Below are 5,273 nucleotides of genomic sequence, written 5' to 3' on the forward strand. Positions count from 1 at the left end.
TGGTGACCCGTGGGGGAATCGAACCCCCGTTACCGGCGTGAGAGGCCGGTGTCTTAACCGCTTGACCAACGGGCCATGTGGTGCACCATCAGGGACTCGAACCCGGGACCCACTGATTAAGAGTCAGTTGCTCTACCAGCTGAGCTAATGGTGCATGTCTTCGGCGACCTCCGCCTTTTTTAACCTCTCAAAGTACACTCTCATGTACCTTCAAAACTAAATACTGCAATATCTTCCTGCCAACTGCTCGTCTCGAACTCCGTTAGGTCAAGCCCTCGACCGATTAGTACCGTCCAGCTGAACATGTCACCATGCTTACACCTACGGCCTATCTACCTCGTAGTCTTCAAGGGGTCTTACCTGATTATTCAGTGGGATATCTTATCTTGAGGGCGGCTTCACGCTTAGATGCTTTCAGCGTTTATCCGGTCCGCACTTAGCTGCCCAGCCGTGCCACTGGCGTGACAACTGGTGCACCAGAGGTGCGTCCATCCCGGTCCTCTCGTACTAGGGACAGCTCCTCTCAAATATCCTGCGCCCACGACAGATAGGGACCGAACTGTCTCACGACGTTCTGAACCCAGCTCGCGTACCGCTTTAATTGGCGAACAGCCAAACCCTTGGGACCGAATTCAGCCCCAGGATGCGATGAGCCGACATCGAGGTGCCAAACCTCCCCGTCGATGTGGACTCTTGGGGGAGATCAGCCTGTTATCCCCAGGGTAGCTTTTATCCGTTGAGCGACGGCATTTCCACTCACATACCGCCGGATCACTAACTCCAACTTTCGTTACTGCTCGACTTGTCAGTCTCGCAGTTAGGCTAGCTTTTGCGTTTACACTCTCTGGCACGGTTTCCGTCCGTGCTGAGCTAACCTTTGAGCGCCTCCGATACCTTTTAGGAGGCGACCGCCCCAGTCAAACTGCCCACCTGACATTGTCCCCCAGCCGGTTTCACGGCTGCAGGTTAGAATTCCAGCACTACAAGAGTGGTATCCCAAGGTCGACTCCACATAAGCTGACGCCTATGCTTCCCAGTCTCCCACCTATCCTGTACATGTAATACCGAAATCCAATATCAGGCTGCAGTAAAGCTCCATGGGGTCTTTCCGTCTTGTCGCGGGTAACCGGCATCTTCACCGGTACTACAATTTCGCCGGGTGGGTTGTTGAGACAGCATCCAGATCGTTACACCATTCGTGCGGGTCAGAACTTACCTGACAAGGAATTTCGCTACCTTAGGACCGTTATAGTTACGGCCGCCGTTCACTGGGGCTTCGGGTCAAAGCTCTCACTCATCTCCTTAACCTTCCAGCACCGGGCAGGTGTCAGCCCCTATACTTCATCTTTCGATTTAGCAGAGACCTGTGTTTTTGCTAAACAGTCGCCTGGATCTATTCTCTGCGGCTCATGTCTCCATGAGCACCCCTTATCCCTAAGTTACGGGGTCATTTTGCCGAGTTCCTTAACAACCCTTCTCCCGTTGGCCTTAGAATCCTCTTCCTACCTACCTGTGTCGGTTTGCGGTACGGGCACCTCATATATACCTCAGAGCTTTTCTCGCCTCCGTCCAAGCATGCTTCCCTACTAATTTTCAGTCCCTTACGCCCGGGTCTACCAGCGCCCGGGTCATGCCCTTTCAGAGTGTCACTCTGCTTAAATCTTTCGGTGGTCACGGAATCTCTACCGTGTGTGCATCGACTACGCCTTTCGGCCTCGCCTTAGCTCCCGACTAACCTGGAGCGGACGAACCTTCCTCCAGAAACCTTAGGTTTTCGGCCATTGTGATTCTCACACAATTCTCGCTACTCATTCCGGCATTCTCACTCGTATGCAGTCCACCACCGCTTCCGCTATGGCTTCACCCCGCATACGACGCTCCCCTACCCATTGTATAAATACAATGCCCAAGCTTCGGTATAGATTTTAGCCCCGTTACATTTTCGGCGCGGGGGCACTCGACCAGTGAGCTATTACGCACTCTTTTAATGTATGGCTGCTTCTAAGCCAACATCCTGGTTGTCTGTGCACCCCCACATCCTTTTCCACTTAAATCTATTTAGGGACCTTAGCTGTGGGTCTGGGCTGTTTCCCTTTTGACTATGAAACTTATCTCCCATAGTCTGACTCCTATGCATCGATTATTCGGCATTCTTAGTTTGATAGGGTTCAGTAACCTCTCGGCCCCTAGCCCATTCAGTGCTTTACCTCCGATAATCTAACATAAGGCTAGCCCTAAAGCTATTTCGGGGAGAACCAGCTATATCCGGGTTCGATTGGAATTTCTCCGCTATCCACACCTCATCCGCCACTTTTTCAACAGGGGTCGGTTCGGTCCTCCATTGGGTCTTACCCCAACTTCAACCTGGACATGGATAGGTCACCCGGTTTCGGGTCGTATACACGCAACTAATTCGCCCTATTCAGACTCGGTTTCCCTTCGGCTCCAGACCTCTAGTCCTTAACCTCGCTACGTACATACACTCGCCGGACCGTTCTACAAAAAGTACCATATCACACTTTGACGTGCTCTATGTGCTTGTAGGCACAGGGTTTCAGGTTCTATTTCACTCCCCTCCCGGGGTTCTTTTCACCTTTCCTTCACAGTACTATACGCTATCGGTCACTGGGTAGTATTTAGGCTTGGAGGGTGGTCCCCCCGGCTTCCCACGGGATTCCTCGTGTCCCGCAGTACTCTGGATCCTGCTCAGCGCGCTCATCTTTCACTTACGGGGCTCTCACCCTCTCTGGCCGACCTTCCCATGTCGTTCAGTTAGATTTGCGCGATCTTAAATGCAGTCCTCAACCCCAGAAGTATTTCTACCCCTGGTTTGGCCTCTTCCGATTTCGCTCGCCACTACTTTCGGAATCTCGTTTGATTTCTCTTCCTCGCCCTACTTAGATGTTTCAGTTCAGGCGGTTGACCTCGCATAGCTATGTATTCACTATGCGATACCTGGACTTGCCTCCAGGTGGGTTTCCCCATTCGGATATCTACGGATCAATGCCTGTTTGCGGCTCCCCGTAGCTTTTCGCAGCTTACCACGTCCTTCTTCGCCTCCCAGTGCCAAGGCATTCGCCCTGCGCCCTTCTTAGCTTGACCTTATTTCGGTTGTTCTCGACTTAATTGTAGTTTATCAGATTTCTCCGATTTACCTTAATTATTTTCTCAGCGCTCTCGCGCTTTGATGTCGCAGTTGATATTTTCATATCGCAGTATTCAGTTTTCAAGGTACATTCTTGTTGCTTGGCCCTCTTAAGGCCTGGTGGGCTCAAGTGGACTCGAACCACCGACCTCACGCTTATCAGGCGTGCGCTCTAACCACCTGAGCTATGAGCCCTCATGATTAAATCGGGTTCTCTCCCACTCTTCCCCCACCTCTTGGTGGAGATGAGGAGGCTCGAACTCCTGACCCCCTGCGTGCAAGGCAGGTGCTCTCCCATCTGAGCTACACCCCCATTTACAACAAGGAAAGATTCGCGACCTCTGCCCTCTCAGACAAAAGCCACGGACCTTCAAAATCAAACAATACTAAATGCTCGAACAGTTCTTCCTTAGAAAGGAGGTGATCCAGCCGCACCTTCCGATACGGCTACCTTGTTACGACTTCACCCCAATTACCAGCCCCACCTTCGGCAGCGCCCTCCTTACGGTTAGGCTACTGACTTCGGGTGTTACCGGCTCTCATGGTGTGACGGGCGGTGTGTACAAGGCCCGGGAACGTATTCACCGCGGCATGCTGATCCGCGATTACTAGCAATTCCGACTTCATGCAGGCGAGTTTCAGCCTGCAATCCGAACTGAGACCGTTTTTCTAGATTCGCTCCACCTCGCGGTATCGCTGCTCTCTGTTAACGGCCATTGTAGTACGTGTGTAGCCCAGGTCATAAGGGGCATGATGATTTGACGTCATCCCCACCTTCCTCCGTTTTGTCAACGGCAGTCCCATTAGAGTGCTCTTGCGTAGCAACTAATAGTAAGGGTTGCGCTCGTTGCGGGACTTAACCCAACATCTCACGACACGAGCTGACGACAACCATGCACCACCTGTCTCATCGTCCCCGAAGGGAACAGCTAATCTCTTAGCCTAGCGATGGATGTCAAGACCTGGTAAGGTTTTTCGCGTTGCTTCGAATTAAACCACATACTCCACTGCTTGTGCGGGCCCCCGTCAATTCCTTTGAGTTTCAACCTTGCGGTCGTACTCCCCAGGTGGATTACTTATTGTGTTAACTCCGGCACGGAGGGGGTCAATCCCCCCACACCTAGTAATCATCGTTTACGGCATGGACTACCAGGGTATCTAATCCTGTTTGCTACCCATGCTTTCGAGCCTCAGCGTCAGTAAAAGCCCAGCAGGCCGCCTTCGCCACTGGTGTTCCTCCCGATATCTACGCATTCCACCGCTACACCGGGAATTCCGCCTGCCTCTACTTCACTCAAGACCAGCAGTTTTGAACGCACGCTCCGGGTTGAGCCCGAAGGTTTCACATTCAACTTACCAGCCCGCCTACACTCCCTTTACACCCAGTAATTCCGGACAACGCTCGCCATCTACGTATTACCGCGGCTGCTGGCACGTAGTTAGCCATGGCTTCCTCCTGTGGTACCGTCACTATCGTCCCACAAGACAGAGGTTTACAATCCGAAAACCGTCTTCCCTCACGCGGCGTCGCTGCATCAGGGTTTCCCCCATTGTGCAATATTCCCCACTGCTGCCTCCCGTAGGAGTCTGGGCCGTGTCTCAGTCCCAATGTGGCCGTTCAACCTCTCAGTCCGGCTACTGATCGTTGCCTTGGTGGGCCGTTACCTCACCAACTAGCTAATCAGACGCGAGCCCATCTCAGAGCGAATTGCTCCTTTTATGACCAGGCCATGCGACCCTGCCATCTTATGCGGTATTAGCAGTCGTTTCCAACTGTTGTCCCCCACTCTGAGGTAGGTTGCTCACGTGTTACTCACCCGTCCGCCACTAACAACATCCATCTTCCTAGCAAGCTATTCCGTCGGATGTGTCCGTTCGACTTGCATGTGTTAAGCGCGCCGCCAGCGTTCGTCCTGAGCCAGGATCAAACTCTTTATCATAGTTGTATCTAAACAGACTTACGCCTGTCCAAATCTAGCTCATTTCAAACTCTAACGTTTAAAATTACTTGAATGATTTCTTTATCTAGAAATCTAGAATCTTGGGTTCCGTTCAAGCTTTAGTATTGTTCAATTTTCAAGGTCCGTGTGGTCCAGCGCCTCGTTTAGCGCTGTTCCTTATTCTATCA

General features: G+C 52.0%; 4 tRNA genes and 2 rRNA genes. All 6 read right to left on the reverse strand.

Annotated features, from left to right (window positions below):
* Positions 1–75: transfer RNA gene (locus tag H8K20_RS13585), tRNA-Glu, on the reverse strand.
* Positions 76–78: 3 nt separating this feature from the next.
* Positions 79–154: transfer RNA gene (locus H8K20_RS13590), tRNA-Lys, on the reverse strand.
* Between the two features lie 109 nt (positions 155–263).
* Positions 264–3,102: ribosomal RNA gene (locus H8K20_RS13595) — 23S ribosomal RNA — on the reverse strand.
* A gap of 161 nt (positions 3,103–3,263) precedes the next feature.
* Positions 3,264–3,340, reverse strand: a tRNA-Ile gene (locus H8K20_RS13600).
* A gap of 42 nt (positions 3,341–3,382) precedes the next feature.
* A tRNA-Ala gene (locus H8K20_RS13605) sits at positions 3,383–3,458 on the reverse strand.
* A 100-nt stretch (positions 3,459–3,558) separates the two neighbouring features.
* Positions 3,559–5,085, reverse strand: a 16S ribosomal RNA gene (locus tag H8K20_RS13610).
* Together the 16S and 23S rRNA genes with 4 tRNA genes alongside form the textbook arrangement of a ribosomal RNA operon.
* Between the last annotated feature and the right edge of the window lie 188 nt (positions 5,086–5,273).

It is taken from the genome of Neobittarella massiliensis (ex Bilen et al. 2018) (genome assembly GCF_014269355.1).
In the GTDB taxonomy this organism is placed as follows: Bacteria; Bacillota; Clostridia; order Oscillospirales; family Ruminococcaceae; genus Neobittarella; species Neobittarella massiliensis.